The organism is bacterium (Candidatus Blackallbacteria) CG13_big_fil_rev_8_21_14_2_50_49_14 (assembly GCA_002783405.1).
In the GTDB taxonomy this organism is placed as follows: Bacteria; Cyanobacteriota; Sericytochromatia; order UBA7694; family UBA7694.
This window is the reverse complement of sequence record PFGG01000064.1, coordinates 63,847-81,052: the sequence shown is the minus strand read 5'-3', so window position 1 is coordinate 81,052 and position 17,206 is coordinate 63,847. Positions and strand designations below refer to the sequence as shown.

Sequence of the window (17,206 nt, the reverse complement as noted above, 5' to 3'; positions counted from 1 at the left end):
CCATAATACAGAATTTGGAGAGACTTCTAACGAAGCATACTGAGTTTAAAGGTTCCTATAGCAGCTATTCAAATGCCAGGAAATCTGGATTGCAAGGCACTGTATTTGTGTGTGCCTTGCAATCCAGGGGATCACTGGTTAATCATCAAATTTAAGAGAATACCGACAGCTAATAATAGAGCCCCGATTAGGTATCAGCTGCATTTTTATTTTGTTTTTGGAGTGGTCTTTGCTGAACTTTTCTTTGAAACTGATTTTTTAACAGCTTCTTTTGTAGTTTTCAAATCCAATTTAGAGGCTGTTTTGGAGGCCGTTTTTTTCGCTGGCGTCTTCGTGGCGGTCTTGGCTTTGCCAGTGGCCACCTTTTTCGCTGGCGCTTTTTTCGCAGTCGTTTTGGCAGCTGTTTTAGCACTGGCCTTGGCAACAGGGGCTCCCTTACGGGGCTTTTTAGGCGGAGCTTCAGCCACCAGTTTCAGACACTGTTCATAGCTTAAATCGGCAGCCACCAAATCTTTGGGAATCTTGTAATTTTCACCATGCGCCTTGAGATAAGGGCCCCAGCGGCCATTCAGAACCTGAATATCCGGGTCCTGATCAAAGCCCTTGATAAACTTCTCAGCATCGGCTTTGCGCTTAGCCAAAACCAATTCAGTGGCTCTTTCCTGGGTAATTGAGAGGGGGTCTTCACCCTTGGGGATTGAAACAAACTTATCCCCATGTTTAATATAGGGGCCAAAACGCCCTTTGCCCACAATCAACTCCTGATCTTCAAAGGAACCCACGGTTTGCGGCAGTTTAAACAGATCAAGCGCTTGCTCAAGGGTGATTGTATCCAGGAACTGATCGCGTTCCAAGGAGGCAAAGCGAGGCTTGGTTCCCTCTTCAGTGGTTTCCCCAATTTGAACCAGCGGGCCAAAACGCCCCAAGCGGGCAATCACCTTCTGACCGGATTTGGGATCTACGCCCAACTCGCGCACCGTTCCCACCTGAGAACGATCGACATCCTGAGTTTTCTCTACTTTGGGATGAAAATCATCAAAATAGAAACGGGCAATCATATCATTCCAATTTTTATTGCCGCGTGAAATATCATCAAATTCTTTTTCAACGGAAGCGGTAAAGGAATAATCAATCACATTGTCAAAGTATTCCACTAAAAAATCAGTAACCACTTTGCCAATCGAAGTGGGGAAAAGCTTGCTTTTTTCGCTGCCGTAAATTTCAGTCTTTTGACTCTCTGTAATCTTGCCCGCTTTCAAAAGAAGCTCAGAATAGATGCGTTCTTTGCCTTCACGGGTTTCTTTGATAACATAATCCCGTTTCTGAATCGTCGAAATCGTAGGGGCATAGGTAGAAGGGCGGCCGATGCCTTGTTCTTCAAGCTGTTTAACCAAAGAGGCTTCGGTATAGCGCGCTGGCGGCTTGGAAAATGTCTGGCGGGCCTGCATGCTTTCAAGCGCCAGTAATTGCCCTTTTTTCAAGGGGGGAAGCATTTTACTCTCTTCAGAATCTTCATCGTCGCTGCTCTCAAGATAGACCTTAAGAAAGCCTTCAAACTTGATCACTTCGCCTGTGGCCACCAGTTTTTCGTCGGGCACGCCAGAAATGGCAATCGAGGCTGTGGTTTTTTCAATCCGGGCATCTGACATCTGTGAAGCAATCGAACGCTTCCAGATCATTTCATACAAAGCCTTTTCCGCTCGATCCGTGCCCGTTGATTCGACCGCAAAATCTGTGGGACGAATCGCTTCGTGCGCCTCTTGAGCAGATTGATTCTTGGTTTTATACTGGCGGGTCTGAGCGTATTCTGGGCCATATTCAGATTTTATCCGGCTGGCAGCACGCTGAATGGCTTCTTCAGAAAGATTCAAAGAATCCGTACGCATATAGGTGATTTTACCGGCCTCATACAGGCGTTGCGCCAATTGCATGGTTTGCGCCACTGAAAAATTCAAACGCCGGCTGGCTTCCTGTTGCAGAGTCGAAGTGGTAAACGGAGGCGCAGGCGAACGTTTGCCCTCTTTCACCTGAAGGTCTGAAATGGTAAAAGCTGCCTCGCGGCACTTTTCAAGAAAGGCGCGGGCACTGGCCAGATCGGCAAAGCGTTTGTTCAATTCAGCCTTGAGCGTTTTGCCGGGCTCTACCTCCAGCAAAGCCACAACCCGAAAGGCAGACTGAGACTGAAACTGCTCAATTTCACGCTCACGCTCCACCACCATGCGTACAGCCACAGACTGAACCCGGCCTGCAGAAAGACCTGTTTTGATCTTTCGCCACAGAATGGGAGAGAGTTCAAAGCCGACCAAACGGTCGAGAATGCGTCGGGCCTGCTGGGCATTGACCAGATGGGTATTGATCGTACGCGGGTTATCAATCGCTTTGAGAATGGCGTTTTTCGTAATTTCATGAAAAACAATCCGGCGCACAGCTTCATCTTTTAAATTGAGGGATTCTTTTAAATGCCAAGAAATAGCTTCTCCTTCGCGGTCGTCGTCTGAGGCCAGGTAAACCAACGAAGCTTTTTTCGCCAGACTTTTTAATTCTTTTATGACATCTTTTTTATCGTCTGAAACGACATAGGTAGGTGCAAAACCATTTTGAATATCAATGGCTTTGTTATTTTTGGGAAGATCGCGCACATGACCATAACAGGAAACGACTCGGTAGCCTTCTCCTAAATATTTTTCAATGGTCTTGGCCTTGGCGGGAGATTCGACAATTACCAAATTGGCTGCGGAATCAGAATTTGTCTTGCGCGTCTTGGCCGGGGTCTTGCTTGCCCGGGGGCTCTTGGTTGGCATTTCTGTTGCTTTCTTATTTACTGCTAAGGGTTCTGATGCGCAACTTGACCTGACCGACTAAAACGGGAACCAGGCCATTCTTGAACCCATCCTTTGATCTCCAGTTGGGTTAAAACAGTCAAAAGTTTACTCACGGGCCATTCAATTTTTTGGGTCAAGGATTCAATCGTCTGCGGCATCTCACTCAATACCAGATAAACCTCATTTTCGGAGTTTGTCAAGCCTTTATCTTCAGGTTGAGCTTCAGAAAGTACTGGCAAGGACACTTCCCATCCCATTACCTGACAGATCTCAGGCACCGAGGTGACCAGGGCCGCGCCCTGCTGAATCAACGCATGCGGCCCTGCACTTTGGGGAGCCATGACAGGCCCAGGAACAGCCATGACTTCACGTCCCTGCTCGATCGCCAGATCAGCCGTGATCAGCGCGCCACTTTTGGGGGCCGCTTCTACCACCAAAAGTCCTTGAGATAAGCCACTGACAATCCGGTTGCGCAATGGAAAACTCCAGCGTGTGGCTTTAAACGCAGGTGAGAACTCGCTGATCACCAAGCCATTTTGCTGAATCGTATGCGCCAGACGGCGCTTTTCAGCCGGTGTAATCTGTGCCAAGCCCATCCCCAAAACGGCCACCGTTTTTCCGTCAGCATCGAGGGCCCCCAAATGTGCAGCCGTATCAATGCCTGTTGCCAGGCCACTGACAATCGTAACCCCCGCCATGGCAAGTTCGCGGGCAAAATTCCGGGTCAGTTCCAGCCCAGCAGAAGTCGCCTGCCGGGTGCCCACAATCGCCAGCGCAGGGTTCAAAGATTTCCAGGTCTCTGGATTGCCTTGCCAATAGAGTAAAAAAGGAGGATCATGAATGGTTTTCAACCAGGTGGGATAGTCTGAGCTTTCAAAAAAACAAAGCTGATAGCCAGCTTCCAGCGTTTTTTCATAGAGTGTATGGGGATCGGTCTGACGGCAATGGGAGTGTACTTTTTCAGCCGTTCGAGGGCTCAGGCCAGCGTGTGTTTGCAGCGTTTGCAAAGAAGCCGACCAAACCGCTTCAGCAGAACCTAAATGCTGAAGCAGGGATCGCATCCGACGGGAGCCAATTTCAAGGCAAGCACTTAAACCTACCCGATAAATCTGCTCCTGAAGCGTTAATTCTGTGTCCAATAGGAAAGCGCTGGCATGAAATTCTGAGTGGCCCGCCCACGAGTTGAAGCACTCATTGAACGCATGGCACTGCCAGGAACCGTCGTGGGTTGACCCCCAGGATACTGGTCCCAGACATTGGTGCTTGAAATTTTAGAATAATCGGGCATCAGGGTAATCAAAGAGCCCATATCATTCATGACTTTGACATAACCAGCCTTCAAGTGGCGTTTATATTCACCCAGATAAAAATCAAAGGGGTCAGCAGGGTTCATATCCACCATCTGCAATTCAGCGCCACGTTGCAATTCATTCATAATCAGAAAATTGCCGCCATAAACATGCATATAGCTGCGCGCACTGATATCGGGAGGCAAACGTTTGGGAGCCCGTTGGCCATTGTCAAAATGAAGCACCAATTGATTGCTCTGAACATCAACCGCGACAATTTTGCCGTTGATCTGGGGGGGAGGAAAGAGCTTGGTACAATCCAAGAGAATATTGTTGCCCTGAAGCTGAACGCCCCGATCGCCAGCCAGTTTCAATAGTTTGGAGGTTTGAAGCCCCACAGCATCCATCAGGCCTTTGGCGGGAATACCGGCCACACGAATCGAATCCGGGATCATGATCAAGGTGCCATCATGTGCGGGCTGGACGGTGCCTTCCATTTCAAAAGGAACCCAGATCACCTGTTTCATTTTGCCCTTCATGCTGATACGGCCAGGGGTAAAACTGATTTCAATATCTTTCAGGGGACTGTCGGGATAATTAAACGTATATTTATTTTTTAAGCGTGTAATATTGGCGGCATCGATTGCCAATTGGCCCGCATAAATATTAAATACAAAAGAGCGTACATCATCAAAAATGACAGGGTCACCTGCCCGTTTGGGCTCCAAGCGGCCTTCCAGATGAGAGATATTGACACCGATTTCAGGATCCACACGCAGAAAAACATTTTTCAAAACGGAGAAAGAAGAACTACCGGGCTGAGCAGGATTATAGCCATGGGTATCAGGTTTTGGATTGTATTGATTGTCTTGATTGGGATTATAATAGGGCATACCGGGAACCAGCGTATCACTGCGATCCCCGCCACATGCGGTTATCAGCAAAAGGGCTGATAAAGTCATCAAGCCTGAAAACCATTTTCTCCGTGACATAATTAAAAACCTCTCTACTACTCCTGCATCTATAGTTACTTTGTCATCGGATCGTCATCACAGCTTTCGAAAAAAGCACTAAAATTAAACCAAAATTAAAGTTTGGTTACTCTTTTCTTAACTATTTTGCGCGACTTAGATTTGCTTAAGATATACTGGTGTCATGTCGAATATGCTTTCCCTCCCCCCCTCAGAGCTTCCTGCGATTGAAATTCGCAATTTGGGCCGTCATTTTGGAGATTTTCAGGCTGTAAAAGATCTCAATCTGACCGTTCCACAAGGCGCGTTTTTTGGTTTTTTAGGGCCCAATGGCGCAGGCAAATCCACAACCCTGAAAATGTTGACGGGGCTTTTACAACCCCACCAGGGGCAAATTAAACTCCTGGGGGAGGATATTTGGGCAAAACCCGGCAGGGTAAAACAATGGATTGGCGTCGTGCCTGAAAAACTTAGCCTGTTTGAACGTTTGACAGCGTCTGAATATCTTGAATTTGTTGGGGGCATGTATGGCCTGGATCAAAAAACAGCCCAAGCCCGCAGCCAGGAATTGCTTGAGCTGATGCAACTTGAACAGAAACAGGAAACCCTGCTGGCTGACTTTTCACATGGCATGAAGAAAAAAACAGCCTTGGCCGCCGCATTGATTCACAGCCCACGGATCCTTTTTCTGGATGAACCTTTCGAAGGTGTAGACCCCGTTTCGGCAAAGATCTTGCGCGATTTACTGCTGAGTTTAACCTCGCGACAGGTCACCGTTTTTCTAACTTCCCATATTCTGGAAATTGTCGAAAAACTCTGTAATTTCTTGGGCATCATTCACCAGGGAGAACTCCTGACCTCTGGCCCGCTGCAGGAGGTTCTCGATCGCATGAACCAGGACAAACCGCTGGGCACCGCATCGCTTGAAGAAACCTTTATTCAATTGGTGGGGCAAAAGACCGAAGCGACGAGCCTCTCATGGATGCAATAACACGCCCCCAATTCAAAGCGCTATTTCAACTCCAGTTTAAATTATTGCAACGCGCCTGGAAAAATCCGTCTACCCTGCAAAAAGCAGGTGTCATCATCACCTTGATCATCAGTACGCTGATGGCAGGCTCCTTGGGGTGGGTGATGGGCTATCTGGTGGTTATCCTAAGTCAATTCAGCCAAGTAGGCAGCCTTCAGGCTTTAATGGTGCAGACTTTACTTTTGTTCATGCTCAGTCTCTTCAGTCTGATCTGGCTACTCTCTCCCTTGCTTTTTGCACTGCAGAATGAAAATTTACATCTCGACCTGCACAAGTTGCTGGTCTATCCGCTCTCATTTAAAAACCTCTATGTTTTGCATACCCTGACGGGGTTTCTTGAACCCTGGAGTCTGTTTTTTTACCCCATGGTCCTGGGGCTGATCGTAGGCGGTTTTTTACTCGAAGGCTTCTCAGTTTTAGCTCCTCTGCTGATACTGGGCTTACTCTTTGGGTCGGTTCATGTGGTTTGGAGCCGATTGCTGGTCAATTTACTTAGCAGCGTACTTGCCAATCGGCGACTGCGAGAAACCGCCACGTTGGTTCTTTTGGCAGGCATCATTCTGCTGGCCTTTTTTCCAGCGGTTATCAGCAGTGCCTTTGAAAACCATCCCGATTGGCAAAACAATTTGAGAGAACCTGGTTATTTTCTGGGTTTCATGGGGCCGCTGAATTATTGGCTGGCCCTGAGTCCTCCGGGCATGGCCACCCTCGCCCTGACCGGAGGCCTTGAGCATAACCTACTAAAAACAGGAACGGCTTTAAGTGGACTCTTTCTCTGGTTGCTTTTGGGCAACCAACTGGGAACTTCCCTCTTAAAACAAATGGTCACCTCAGAGTCTGGCTCTCGCGATCAGGCCCAAGTTTCTTTTGCATGGAAAAAAAGTCATCTACTTGGGTTTCTCGGATACCCTTTGGCACTCATTGTCAGAAAAGAGCTGCGTTCACTCTCGCGCAGTGTGATTGGTAAACTCTGCTTCTTTTTAACCCCTTTTCTGCTTATTTTAATGCGCCTATTGCTGATCAGCACCTCGCAAGCCCCGCTGCCCGCAACTACGGTTTGCCTCAGTGCAATGGCTTATATCTTCATGACCTCACTCTTTCTTTTCTGCAATCTCTTTGGCTTAGACGGAGAAGGATTTAAACTCTATCTTTCAGGCCCCATGCCTGTCAGGCGCTTATTAAAGGGAAAACATCTGGCCATGGCTTGCTTTACCGGGAGTGGTTTTTTAGGTGTGCTCTATCTCTATACTGTTTTTTACGAACCCATTCCCCTCGAAACCCTGCTTTTTTTAGCACTCGCTTTTAGCTGCGTGATATTGGGGGCTCTGCCTTTGGGAACGATTATTTCGATCCGTTTTCCCATGCCCCTGGATCTGAATCAAACCCGCTACCGTCAAAATGCAACCCCTGTTTTACTGGCTTTTCAGATGCTTTCCATCCTACTCGCTCTGCCTGCCTTGGCACAGGGATTGGGAAAATGGACACATCAACCCCGCAATCTGGTCATGTTTGCTATTCTCGGCATTATGATTTTTTGCTATTTTCAGCTTTTGCGTTTAAGTGAAGAACTCTTTACAGAGCACAAACTTGAAATTCTTGAAAAAATCACCCAACCCGTGATGAGTTAATCCTGCGCAAGCAAAAGACGCAGGCTGAGCAAAGCCTCTTGATCAGATTCGGCCCGATCACACAAAGCCAAAAGAAACGCAGGCTCAATTGACTGGGAAGCAGGCAAAAGCCCTTCCTGAAGTATCATTTCTCCGGCATTGCGCAAGTGAAAATGCAAGCGCAAACGCTGGGGCAGAGGCGTCGTTGCAAAAATACGCTCGTAGTCGTGTGCAAAACCACTCAACCCCTCTTTTAGATACAAGGGGGGCACGGCCATCAATTCATTCAAAGCCAGCGCCACTTGCTGAACGGTTGCTGCCCAGTCTGAGTTTTCGGCAAGCGCAAAAAGCTTGTGAAGATCACGTGTAGAATGCCCCGATTGCAAAAGACTTTCGATTGCTGCAGGCAAAAGCCAATCTTTCAACCAATCTCGCAGCGAGAGGGGTGAAAAAAACCAATCCCAGCCCCTGATGGGCTCAGCCTTAAAGCTGAAAAGTTCTGTCCAAACCAAACAGGGGGCCCCCACTACTCGTCCACCGGGTGCAAAGCCGAGGCCCGCATTTTAAGCGCAACCTCGTGCCCCAAATAGTGATCCATGGCAAAATGCACCCCATAGATCACAGGAATCATCACCAGGGCACAAAGAACCTTATAGACATAATTCACAAGCCCAATCGCCAATACCAACTGAAAACTCCAGCCTGCCCCCAAATAAAAGGCGATAAACAAAACCACAAAGCTATCAACCCATTGAGAAACCAGTGTCGATCCTGTCGCTCTTAGCCAAAGCGCCTTTTCACCGGTACGGTGTTTCAAAAGCTGAAAGACGGTGATATCTAATAGTTGCCCCAATAGAAAAGCCACCATAGACCCCATAATAATCCACAGCCCCTGTCCAAAAACAGCTTGAAAGGCTTTGTTCATATCGGGCACCAGTTTACTGCTGCCTGGCCAGAAGCCAGCAGGCGGAAGGTGCATGCCCAAATAAAACATAGCAAAGGCATAGAAAACCAAACCCGCCGTCATCCAGGAAAGAAAGCTTACAGCTTTTTTGCCATAGTATTCATTGATCAAATCTGTAAAAACAAAAACAAAAGGCCAGAGTAAAACCCCTGCCGTCAGGTTAAAGGCCAAGCCCGACTGCCCCAAGAGCGTAAAATTGACAGGTTGCAAACCCAGGGTTTGCTCCAATGAGAAAATTTTAACGCCAATGAATTCAGCAATCAGGGCATTGGTCACGAAAAAACAGGAGAGCAGAAGAAAGAGTACCGTCGAACGATCTCGAACAATCGCATGAATCATTGCTGGTTTCCTTTAGAGCTTAACGCGGCTGATTTTTCCTATGGTACCCTGAAACACAGGTCAAGAAAAACCATGCCCGAACTGCTGATACAAAACAGAACCCTGCGCTGGCGCCATGAGGTCAAAAAGAACCTGCGCCACAGTTATATTGTCGTGAACCAGGAGGGGGTCACCCTGCGCTCTCCTGCCATGGCCCAACAAGATGCTGAAGCGCTCTTGGTGCGCAAGGCCAACTGGATTTTTAAAAAACTCGATCAGATTCAGCCCGAGGAGAACAGTCCACGTTTGGCCCATGGCAGCCCGGTTCTGCTTTTAGGGAACGCCCTGCAGCTGAAGCTCGAACAGGATAATTTTCAACCTTTGATCAGAGTTTGGCAGGAAGAACAGGAATTGGTTCTGCAACTGCCGCCTCGCTGTCAGGAACACCTCAGTATTCGCGAAGAGGCCATTCAAAACTTTCTGCGTCGGGAAGCCTTGAATTGGATGATTCCCCGCCTGGAATACTGGTCTGAAACGATGCGACTTTATCCCCGCCAGGTCTATTTGAAAAGGCACAAACGCCGCTGGGGAAGTTGCACTGCTCGCAATGAAATCAATTTGAATTACCGGGCCATTCAACTGCCGCCACGTTGCATCGACAGCATTCTGGTACATGAACTCGCACATATACCCCATAAAAATCATGGTGCCCGCTTTTGGGAATTGGTGTATCAGTATATTCCCGATTACAAGGAACTCGATCGCGAAATCAAAACCCTGGCCCCCCGCATTTTATGAGCACTGAACTGCCCTTTTTCGATTTACAAAAACAGATTCAGGGAGAAGTTCGCACAGACCAGATCTCACGTTGGAATTACAGCAGCGATGCTTCGATTTACCAACTCATGCCCGAAGCCGTGATTATACCTGCTGTTTGGGAGGATGTACTCGCCACCCTGACTTTTATGCAGCAGAACCAAATTCCCCTCACCGCCCGTGGTGGGGGCACCAGCCTGGGAGGACAGGCGATTGGGCATGGCCTTCAGCTCGATTTGGGCAAAAATTTTCAGAAAATTATTGAGATCAATACCGAAGAAGCCTGGGTGAAGGTAGAACCTGGGGTCGTGCTCGATCATCTCAACGCAGCCCTGGCCCCCCATGGATATTGGTTCGGCCCCGATGTCGCCCCCAGTAACCGGGCCACCCTGGGCGGCATGATTGGCAATAATTCAAGTGGCGCCCGCTCGATTGTCTATGGCAAAACCCTGGATCATGTCTTGGAGCTGGAAGTGGCCTTGGCAGACGGAACTGAAACTACATTTTGCCCGACTTCCCCGGAAATGCGCAGGCAAAAAATGCAGGGGAAATCGCTTGAAGCCCAAATCTGGCAAAACCTGAGCCACAGCCTTGCAACCCAGCAGACAGAAATTGAAGCGCGTTTCCCCAAAATCATGCGCAGAGTCAGCGGTTATAATCTCGATGCCTTTCTGAATCCAGATCAAGATTGGAATCTGGCAGATCTGGTCACAGGTTCAGAGGGCACCCTGGCCCTGGTGCGCAGCGCAAAACTCAAAATCAGCCCCAAACCGGCCTATCGGGGTCTCTTGGTTCTCTATTGCAAGAGCCTTGACCAGGCCCTTGAAAGCAGCCATGCCCTGCTCACCACCCAGCCCTGTGCCAGTGAGGTCTTGGATGAATTGTTGCTGCGCCTGACCCGCGAAAACCCAGCCTTCGCCCAAAAACTCAGTTTTATGGAATATCCTGCAGAAGTGATTCTATTGGTAGAATACCAAGCCGGTTCAGAACGTGAGCTGCTTGCACTTTTGGAGCGCGGAGAACGTCAGGCGCGCAGTGAAATCAAAGGCATCGAAATCAGCCGTTTTTGTGACCCACGTGTTCAGGCCGATGTCTGGGCCATTCGCAAGGCAGGTTTACCACTGCTCTTGAGCATGCCGGGCAAACGCAAACCCGTGACCTTTATCGAGGATACAGCCGTCGCCCCCGAGCGGCTCCAAGCCTTTATCCGTGAATTCGACAAGATTGTCAAAGCCCATCAAACAGAAGCCGCCTACTATGCCCATGCCAGCGTCGGCTGCATTCATATCCGTCCCTTGCTGAATTTGCAATCAGGAGAAGATGTCGCCAAAATGCGCTCACTCTCGGAGCAGATTCTCGATCTGGTCATGCACTATGGCGGAGCCATGAGTGGAGAGCACGGAGATGGCCTGGCGCGTAGTGAATTCAATCAAAAACTCTTTGGCAGCACGGTCTATTCACTTTTCAAGTCTTTAAAAGCCACATGGGACCCCCAAAACTTACTCAACCCAGGAAAAATTGTAAACGCCCCGCCGATGGATCAGAATCTGCGTTACGGCGCAAACTACACCCCCACCCCCTGGCAAACCGTGCAGCGTTTTTCCCAGCAGGAAAGCTTTCGTGCCCAAATTGAGCTCTGCAATGGCTGCGGCGGCTGCCGAAAAGTCAGTACGGGAACCATGTGCCCCCCCTATATGGTGACACGGGATGAACGAGACAGCACACGTGCCCGTGCCAATGCGCTGCGCTTGCTCATGCTCAACCCCCAGCTAAGTCAGGAAGATCGGGCAGAACTCAGAAAGACCTTTGCGCTCTGCCTGGGTTGTAAAGCCTGCAAGGCAGAATGCCCCTCAAAAGTGGATATGGCCAAACTTAAACTGGAGTTTTTAGATCATTGGCAAAAAGCAAAGGGCGTTCCCTGGCGCAGTCGCCTGCTCAGTCGCCTCGATTGGCTCAATCGCCTGGGTTCAGCCAGCGCACCGCTTTCAAATTATCTATTCAAATCCCCAACTGTCAAAAATCTGCTTGAAAAAAGCTTAGGTCTAGATTCCCGCCGCACATTTCCGATTTTTTCGGCCCAGCCACTTCACACACAATGGCAGCCCAAAAGAAACAAGCAAACAGACACCCATGGGCTGGTGGCCTTGTTTGCAGATTGTTTCACCAATTATTACCACCCCCACGTAGGGCTGGCAGCAGCTTCGGTGATCGAAGCGCTGGGATATCAAATTAGTATTCCTGCGCCCGTCTGCTGCGGCAGGCCCTCTCTTTCCTTGGGCTTGCTCGATCAAGCCAAGGCCCAGGCCCGCAGATTTTTAGATTTCCACCGTGTGATGATGGAGGCGGGAATCCCCTTGATTGGCTGTGAACCCAGCTGTATCTTGAGTTTTCGCGATGAATACCCTGATCTTTGGCCTGAAGCCAAAGTTTTGGCCCAACAAAGCTTTAGCCTGCAGGAATGGTTACTTCAGGTATGTTCGGAGCGCAAAGTCTTGCCTTTTCAAGCACAGAGCCGCTCTTTGGCCTATCATGAGCACTGCCATCAAAAAGCACTGGTGGGTGCAGAGACCTCGATACAAGCCCTCAACCTGATTCCTGGTATTCAGGTTGATTTGCTCAACACGGGTTGCTGTGGCATGGCGGGTACCTTTGGCTATGAAAAAGAAAACTATGAGCTTTCCTGTCAAATTGCAGAAGAACGGCTTTTACCGGCCTTAAGAAATTTACCCGAAACGTCCGAAATCGTCATCAGTGGCACCTCCTGCTGGCAGCAAATTGCAGGTCTCAGCGAGCGTTCTCCAAAGCATCTGGCTGAAGTTTTGGCAGAAGCGCTCAATCCCCAGCCATAATCTTCAATCTCGGGTTCAATTGTGTCCTGGATTGAACAGTAAATTCTGAAACAGATTTAATCAGCGTATAGCGGGCCAGAATCAGCTTCTGAACAGACCAAGGCCAAACGCAATTTTTCCCAGGCCAGTTGATCGGTTTCTAATTCAGACTGAGCATTCTGCCTGAAAATGTCATTTTGAACCGCCTGAGTCAAACAGGTTATCATCTGCCCTAAATTGTCATACCAAAGCCGTGGGCTGTCTTGTACAAAGAAGAAATAGATCTGCCCTGAATCCAGATCGATCAAAAAATACTCCCCTTCAAACCCCCAAATCGGCCAATAGTTTTCAGGCCAGGTATCAATACCTGCGGTCTGTTTGATCTGTTCAGAAACCTGCCTGTTTTGTTGGTATTCAAACAAGGCTTCTTCCAAACTGTAAAAATGGTGATATAAAAAGCTGATCTGTTCAGGATTTTGACCATTGTGCCAAAGATACAGGGTTTTGAGCATTTCTGGAAAATTCACAGGCAATTCTGGGCGCAGGGCCTCAAACTCCGTTTCCGATAAACCGAGCAATAAACCCGTAGCCAGGTCAGGCAAAACCTCTTTCCAGGCTTTTTCAAGCTCCGCTAAAACCCGTTCAATTTGCATCTTTATTCCCCCTGAGACAGAGATTTCAAAACCCATTCCACAACAGGAATATCCGCTTCCAGCCAATCCAAAGATTTTAACTCATCAGGTTGGCACCAACGCAGTTCACTGTGTTCATGGGGTTGAAGTCGGCCTGAAAGAAGACGGCTGACAAAGGGAAAAAGTTGAACCTGCCGTTCGGGATACATATGCTCAACCACAGGCAAAGCAGATTCAATCTCAATTTCTATCCCCAATTCCTCGCGAATTTCACGTATCAGGGCAGCTTCAGGGCTTTCACCGGCTTCAATTTTACCCCCCGGAAACTCCCACTGACCGGCATGCGACATCTGCGCAGAACGTTGTGCTGCCAAGATTTTACCTGAGGCCCGCAATACGGCACAACTCACACGCAGGGTTTTCATAGACGCTCTTTCCGAGTGGCTAGAAACAAAAACTCACTGCCGGAATGCACAGGCCGTAAACGCGGTGAGGGCATGATCGCATAGCTGTCCTGCTTAATCACAAGAGGTTCGCCCTCTCCACGGGCCAAAACCATGCCTTGCGGCAAAAATTCGTAACTTTCGAGTATTTTCGTGAGCTGGTAGGATGCATTGGGAAAAACCACTGCCTGATAAATCTCATAGGTCTCTAAATCCTGTTCGGATAGAACAACAGGGCCATCCAAAAGTCCCAATTCTGCAAGGAAATGCCAGCTTACCGCTTGCGCCAATCGCCAACTTTCTGGGTTTTCATGGGAGCCGCATTCCACCACATAGCCAGCAGCCTGTTTGCAAAGTGAAATTAAAGGTTTCCCACGCAAACAGGCTATGATGCCTTGAAGTTGGATAGATACTCCTGGAAAACTTAAATCGGGAGCGTTTTCGCTCTGAATCAGCATGGGTTCAGATGGGGCACTGGTGCTGTGAAGATCCAGCACATGGGTCAAGCTTTGATAATAAGGCAAAACCTGGCGCAACCGTTGAAGCTCATAGCTTTCCCCAGCCAGAACCTCTGGCACCCGATTCATATCCTGGTCGACAAATCGCCAGGCAGCGGTTGTGGTTTGCCCTTCTGCTTCGCGATAAAAACGGCGAGCGGCTTCTAGATTATTGACAATCAATAACACTTTTCCCACTTTTAGGCGATCAGCCAGGGCATTTTCAGCCAGCAGCCCCATAATCGCAGCCAAGCCAACGGGTTCATTGCCATGGGTATGCGCCAGAATACCCACCACAGGGCCCGGCTTTCCACTGTCTATTTCAAACAGACCCTCAGACTCTATCTGCAGGCAAAAACGAGCCAAATCCTGACGGCTGAAGGAAAGTAGCGAGAAAGGCTTGAGCTTAGACAAGCCAGTTCAAAACACCCAGCGTTGAATAGAGAAACTTCCAGGTCAAATCACGTTGCGCTTGGCCATTGCCAGCAGCAAGAATTTCGCCGGCAGTCAGAACTGCGCCATTCCAATTGCCTTTTTTCCATTCGCCATAGGTCAGAGTAGGCAGAGGCTCTGGCAGCAAAGGAGAAGGCTTGATATAAAAATAAGGTTCTTTCATCACCGCATCGCCTGCAGAAAAACCAATCGCAACCGAATAGACAGGGCGAATAAAACTGAAAAACATATCAAAATGTTTGGGCCAAAGTGTGAGACGGGTGGCATTCATGGGGTGCAAACTGAATATTTCCTGCAAAATACCTTCGGCATTGGCAAACCAATGGTATAACTCTTCAAAACTGGGATTGGGAGCCGCAAAAATCGCCCCGCCCCCCAAGGGATGAGCAGGCAATTGCCAGGGCATTTCTGCTTTGCGCATCACTTTTCTGCTCAAGCTACTGCCAACATAATCCTGCAGGGCCTGATCCACCCAATCAAAACCAGCGTCTAATTTATGATTGGCAAGATTAAAGCTATTTACCGTTTCAAAACCCTTTAAGCCATGCCCCTGCAATTCCAATTTCAAATTGCGGATATCCAATGCCAAGCGAAAAGTTTTGCTGGGTTTCACTTCCTGCCCTAAAATATGCCCTTGCGGATCAATCCCCAAGCCCGTATGGGACATATCAGGATGAAAGGGGAGATAAGTGGCCCCCACTGCCGCAACAATCTGAGAGGCCCAATGTAATTCTAAACGGGCATTGGTGAGTTTATCGGGGGAAAGATTAAGTTGATACCAGGGACGGGCTTGAGCATTCATGGGCAGACTCCCTTATTGCATTTCTTTTCTATGTTCAGTATAACCCGCAAACATAAATCTGCCTTGATCCAGAACAAGTTAGCCCTCTTCCGGCCCGGCCAGAAAAAAGGAAAGCGCTCATACGAATCAGATTACACGTTGAGATCAAGCGCAAAATGAGATTAAACTTCGAGATTTAGCGTCTGTAAAATATTCAGCTGATAACCGGGTGCCACCTCAAGATAAGAGATCACGGGCAAACGTGGAAATTTTTTTTCAATCAGGCGGTGTAAATGCCGCCTGATTCTGGGGTCGACCAAGAGGGCTGTGCGGTAAAAGCCTTCTTGCCAACAATAATCCAGCGCACGCTCTAAAGCGATATTCAATTGCTGATGCAAAGCGGCATTGAGCTGAAGTTCCATACCCAAAGGCGTTGGCTGCAAAGCAGATCCTAAAACCTTCTCCCATTCGGGAGCCAGAACAATTACGTTCAGGGAAAGAGAGCTGGATTCAGGATCTGCCGACGGCATGCTTTGCGCTAGAGACAGAGATTTTCGATAATAATGGCATCCCCTTGGGCAGAGCCACTGCAAATAGCTGCCGCGCCATATTTCAGCCCCTGGCTCATCAACTCATAGACCAAGGTGCCAATCAAACGGGCACCACTGGCTCCGATCGGATGCCCCATCGCAATCGCACCGCCATGGACATTGACTTTTTCAGCATCGGCGCCCAGGATCTGTGAGCTGATCAAAGCTACCGAAGCGAAGGCTTCGTTGATTTCAATCCGATCCAACTGAGCCAGGGTCAAATCAGCTTTTTTCAAAGCAACCTGAATGGCATGGGCGGGGGCTGTTGCCAGGTAAGGATAGTCTTCGGCCACTTCGCCATAGGCGACAATCCGGGCCAGCGGTTTCAGCCCCAAGGCATCGGCCTTCTCCCGTGACATCACCAGCAAAGCAGCTGCACCATCGTTGATCCCAGGCGCATTTCCTGCTGTCACGGTGCCACTGGCATCAAATACGGGTTTGAGTTTTGCCAATTTTTCAAGCGTCGTATCCGGGCGAATGGATTCATCCAGAGCCACGGTCAGGGGATCGCCTTTTTTCTGAGGAATCACAAGCGGGGCAATTTCTTGGGCCAAGCGGCCAGACTCGGTTGCTTTGTGGGCCCGCTCATGGCTGCGAAGTGCCCATTCATCCTGAGCCTCGCGTGAAACCTTATATTCAGCCGCTACCGCAGAGCCATGAATGCCCATATGCACATCATGAAAAGCGCACCACAGACCGTCGTGAATCATGGCATCTACCAGTTGAGCATCTCCCATGCGGGCTCCCCAACGGGCTTTGGGCATGAGATAAGGCGTATTGCTCATACTTTCCATGCCACCGGCAATAAAAATATCGCCATCCCCGGCGCGAATGGATTGAGCCGCCAAGCCCACAGCCTTCATGCCTGAAGCACAAACTTTATTAATGGTCAGGGATTTTACCTGTACTCCCAAACCCGCCTTGGCAGCTGCTTGGCGGGAAGGAATCTGACCCACGCCAGCATTCACGACAATCCCCATAATCACCTGTTCTAAATTCTCTGAAGTAATTTCAGGGGTTTCGTTTAATATCGACTTGATGACATGGCCGCCGAGTTCGACAGCACTGAAAGAGGCCAAAGAACCTCCAAATTTACCAAACGGACTGCGTTTGGCTTTGACAATCACCACTTCTTTACTCATGGAGTTACCTCAATTCAATAAAT

Annotated in this window: 15 protein-coding genes; 4 read left to right on the top strand and 11 right to left on the bottom strand. The window is 48.9% G+C overall.

Annotated features, from left to right (window positions below; genetic code table 11):
- Positions 1–206: 206 nt before the first annotated feature.
- The 3 genes from topA to COW20_15715 are packed head-to-tail and all read right to left on the bottom strand — an operon-like array spanning position 207 to position 5,103.
- A complete protein-coding gene (gene topA / locus COW20_15725) occupies positions 207–2,801 on the bottom strand; it encodes a type I DNA topoisomerase (GenBank protein ID PIW46369.1) in 2,595 nt (864 codons plus the stop codon).
- 23 nt (positions 2,802–2,824) lie between these two features.
- Positions 2,825–3,961 carry a DNA-protecting protein DprA gene (gene dprA, locus COW20_15720; GenBank protein ID PIW46368.1) on the bottom strand — a complete coding sequence of 379 codons (1,137 nt, stop codon included), beginning with the start codon at positions 3,959–3,961 and terminating at the stop codon, positions 2,825–2,827.
- Complete coding sequence (locus tag COW20_15715; protein PIW46367.1) at positions 3,946–5,103, bottom strand: hypothetical protein; 1,158 nt, start codon at positions 5,101–5,103, stop codon at positions 3,946–3,948. The genes dprA and COW20_15715 overlap by 16 nt, the downstream gene beginning before the upstream one ends.
- 172 nt (positions 5,104–5,275) lie before the next feature.
- Here COW20_15715 and COW20_15710 point away from each other — a divergent pair, with 172 nt between their 5' ends.
- Positions 5,276–6,073, top strand: a complete 798-nt coding sequence (locus COW20_15710; protein PIW46366.1) for a multidrug ABC transporter ATP-binding protein — start codon at positions 5,276–5,278, stop codon at positions 6,071–6,073.
- Positions 6,061–7,740 carry a hypothetical protein gene (locus COW20_15705; GenBank protein ID PIW46365.1) on the top strand — a complete coding sequence of 560 codons (1,680 nt, stop codon included), beginning with the start codon at positions 6,061–6,063 and terminating at the stop codon, positions 7,738–7,740. Before COW20_15710 ends, COW20_15705 begins: the two co-directional genes overlap by 13 nt.
- Here the strand turns inward: COW20_15705 and COW20_15700 are convergent.
- Complete coding sequence (locus tag COW20_15700; protein PIW46364.1) at positions 7,737–8,246, bottom strand: hypothetical protein; 510 nt, start codon at positions 8,244–8,246, stop codon at positions 7,737–7,739. The two genes, COW20_15705 and COW20_15700, sit on opposite strands and share 4 nt — an antisense overlap.
- Positions 8,246–9,022 (bottom strand): hypothetical protein, encoded by a 777-nt coding sequence (locus COW20_15695; GenBank protein PIW46363.1) that lies wholly within the window; start codon positions 9,020–9,022, stop codon positions 8,246–8,248. The genes COW20_15700 and COW20_15695 overlap by 1 nt, the downstream gene beginning before the upstream one ends.
- On the opposite strand from COW20_15695, the gene COW20_15690 reads away from it, so the two are divergent.
- Together COW20_15690 and COW20_15685 are read left to right on the top strand one after the other, a co-directional pair.
- Positions 9,014–9,799 (top strand): hypothetical protein, encoded by a 786-nt coding sequence (locus tag COW20_15690; GenBank protein PIW46362.1) that lies wholly within the window; start codon positions 9,014–9,016, stop codon positions 9,797–9,799. The genes COW20_15695 and COW20_15690 overlap by 9 nt on opposite strands.
- A complete protein-coding gene (locus tag COW20_15685; GenBank protein PIW46361.1) occupies positions 9,796–12,666 on the top strand; it encodes an FAD-binding oxidoreductase in 2,871 nt (956 codons plus the stop codon). The genes COW20_15690 and COW20_15685 overlap by 4 nt, the downstream gene beginning before the upstream one ends.
- Positions 12,667–12,722: 56 nt before the next feature.
- Here COW20_15685 and COW20_15680 read toward each other — a convergent pair whose 3' ends face one another.
- The 6 genes from COW20_15680 to COW20_15655 all read right to left on the bottom strand — a co-directional run bounded on the left by COW20_15680 (position 12,723) and on the right by COW20_15655 (position 17,183).
- Positions 12,723–13,334, bottom strand: a complete 612-nt coding sequence (locus COW20_15680; GenBank protein PIW46360.1) for a hypothetical protein — start codon at positions 13,332–13,334, stop codon at positions 12,723–12,725.
- Positions 13,301–13,702: a hypothetical protein gene (locus COW20_15675; protein ID PIW46359.1), complete on the bottom strand. Its 402-nt coding sequence runs from the start codon at positions 13,700–13,702 to the stop codon at positions 13,301–13,303. The genes COW20_15680 and COW20_15675 overlap by 34 nt, the downstream gene beginning before the upstream one ends.
- Positions 13,699–14,631, bottom strand: a complete 933-nt coding sequence (locus COW20_15670; GenBank protein ID PIW46358.1) for a hypothetical protein — start codon at positions 14,629–14,631, stop codon at positions 13,699–13,701. The genes COW20_15675 and COW20_15670 overlap by 4 nt, the downstream gene beginning before the upstream one ends.
- Positions 14,624–15,472, bottom strand: a complete 849-nt coding sequence (locus COW20_15665; GenBank protein ID PIW46357.1) for a hypothetical protein — start codon at positions 15,470–15,472, stop codon at positions 14,624–14,626. The genes COW20_15670 and COW20_15665 overlap by 8 nt, the downstream gene beginning before the upstream one ends.
- 161 nt (positions 15,473–15,633) lie before the next feature.
- Entirely contained in the window at positions 15,634–15,981 is a 348-nt protein-coding gene (locus tag COW20_15660; protein ID PIW46356.1) for a hypothetical protein, read from the bottom strand.
- 8 nt (positions 15,982–15,989) lie between these two features.
- Entirely contained in the window at positions 15,990–17,183 is a 1,194-nt protein-coding gene (locus COW20_15655) for an acetyl-CoA C-acyltransferase (protein PIW46355.1), read from the bottom strand.
- Between the last annotated feature and the right edge of the window lie 23 nt (positions 17,184–17,206).

Excerpts from the sequence above, each read along its gene's own strand:
- COW20_15680 (PIW46360.1), bottom strand. The coding sequence starts at position 13,334 with ATGGGTTTTGAAATCTCTGTCTCAGGGGGAATAAAGATGCAAATTGAA.
- COW20_15685 (PIW46361.1), top strand. The coding sequence starts at position 9,796 with ATGAGCACTGAACTGCCCTTTTTCGATTTACAAAAACAGATTCAGGGA.
- topA (PIW46369.1), bottom strand. The coding sequence starts at position 2,801 with ATGCCAACCAAGAGCCCCCGGGCAAGCAAGACCCCGGCCAAGACGCGC.
- COW20_15715 (PIW46367.1), bottom strand. The coding sequence starts at position 5,103 with ATGTCACGGAGAAAATGGTTTTCAGGCTTGATGACTTTATCAGCCCTT.
- COW20_15690 (PIW46362.1), top strand. The coding sequence starts at position 9,014 with ATGAATCATTGCTGGTTTCCTTTAGAGCTTAACGCGGCTGATTTTTCC.
- COW20_15665 (PIW46357.1), bottom strand. The coding sequence starts at position 15,472 with ATGAATGCTCAAGCCCGTCCCTGGTATCAACTTAATCTTTCCCCCGAT.
- COW20_15660 (PIW46356.1), bottom strand. The coding sequence starts at position 15,981 with ATGCCGTCGGCAGATCCTGAATCCAGCTCTCTTTCCCTGAACGTAATT.
- COW20_15705 (PIW46365.1), top strand. The coding sequence starts at position 6,061 with ATGGATGCAATAACACGCCCCCAATTCAAAGCGCTATTTCAACTCCAG.
- COW20_15695 (PIW46363.1), bottom strand. The coding sequence starts at position 9,022 with ATGATTCATGCGATTGTTCGAGATCGTTCGACGGTACTCTTTCTTCTG.
- COW20_15655 (PIW46355.1), bottom strand. The coding sequence starts at position 17,183 with ATGAGTAAAGAAGTGGTGATTGTCAAAGCCAAACGCAGTCCGTTTGGT.
- COW20_15710 (PIW46366.1), top strand. The coding sequence starts at position 5,276 with ATGCTTTCCCTCCCCCCCTCAGAGCTTCCTGCGATTGAAATTCGCAAT.
- COW20_15675 (PIW46359.1), bottom strand. The coding sequence starts at position 13,702 with ATGAAAACCCTGCGTGTGAGTTGTGCCGTATTGCGGGCCTCAGGTAAA.